Here is a 1,059-nt window from a genome sequence, read left to right on the forward strand (position 1 = left end):
GTGTTGGGATGTACCAGCCATAAAAGTCTCCGGGGAGTTGCCGGTGACTTAGGCCGAAGCCGGGTTCATCGCAAGCGGAAGATTGCTGGATGGACTCCTGTCCTATCGATCCTCTCGCGTATGCCACAGGCGCAACACAGAAATTGTCGTGTTCTGTATCTCGTAACGAATTTCGTAGCTGCCTACCAAAATGCGACGCACTTCTCGTGGTTCGAACTCTTCCAGTCTCTCACCGATGCGCGGATATTCGACCAACCGTGCCGGCGCGGCAATAAGCGACTGCACGGCACGTGCGGCCGCCGGGCCATTTGCTAGCACGAGAAAATCATGTAGCCGGACCAAGTCGGACAAAGCCTTGTTGGTCCATTTCAACTCCATCAACGAGGCACCGGCAGTGGCTTGTCGGTACCAAGACTCTCAGCCCACGCCTGCACGGCCTGGTGATCGATGACCCGTCCTGCGTCGACATCGGCCATTGCTTCAAGCGTGAGCCGTCGGCGCTCCTCCTCCAAATCCACCCACGCGGAAAGAGCTTGTTTGACGATCCAGCCGCGTGGGCGCTCAAGGCGGGCAGCCAGTTGATCTACCTTTTCAGCCAGCGGCAGCGGAACGTGAGCGGTGATTACTTTTGTATCCATCAGAGCCTCACAATCAGATTTAATCATAGCGATTAAAACTGATTAAGTCGAGGCCAGCAGCACTTAAAGCCCCTCTTTCGTCGCCTCGACCAGCCGCGCCGCATAACGCGCCATGGTGTCGATCTCGAAATTAACGCGGTCACCGACCTTGCGCTCACCCCAGGTGGTCACGGTCAGCGAATGGTGGATCAAAAGCACGTCGAAGCGCGTGCCTTCGACCTTGTTGACGGTGAGCGAGGTGCCGTCGAGCGCGACCGAGCCCTTGGGCGCGATGAACTTCGCCAGGTCGCGCGGCGCTTCCAGCGTGAAGCGCACGGCATCGCCCTCATCCTTGCGCTCGATGATCTCGGCCATGCCGTCGACATGGCCCGAAACGATGTGGCCGCCGAGTTCGTCACCGATCTTCAGCGCCCGCTCCAGA

General features: G+C 58.6%; 3 protein-coding genes. All 3 read right to left on the bottom strand.

What is annotated here, in order from left to right; all coding sequences use genetic code 11:
- Positions 1–102: 102 nt before the first annotated feature.
- Positions 103–378, bottom strand: coding sequence for a type II toxin-antitoxin system RelE/ParE family toxin (locus EN914_RS36320; RefSeq protein WP_024504679.1), 276 nt, complete (start codon positions 376–378; stop codon positions 103–105).
- Positions 378–638, bottom strand: a complete 261-nt coding sequence (locus tag EN914_RS36325) for a CopG family ribbon-helix-helix protein (protein WP_013532247.1) — start codon at positions 636–638, stop codon at positions 378–380. Before EN914_RS36325 ends, EN914_RS36320 begins: the two co-directional genes overlap by 1 nt.
- Before the next feature lie 63 nt (positions 639–701).
- On the bottom strand, positions 702–1,059 hold a 358-nt coding region (locus EN914_RS36330; RefSeq protein WP_407067836.1), incomplete at its 5' end, for a riboflavin synthase.

Origin of the sequence: Mesorhizobium sp. M7A.F.Ca.CA.001.08.2.1 (genome assembly GCF_003998455.1) — a bacterium.
GTDB lineage: Bacteria > Pseudomonadota > Alphaproteobacteria > Rhizobiales > Rhizobiaceae > Mesorhizobium > Mesorhizobium ciceri.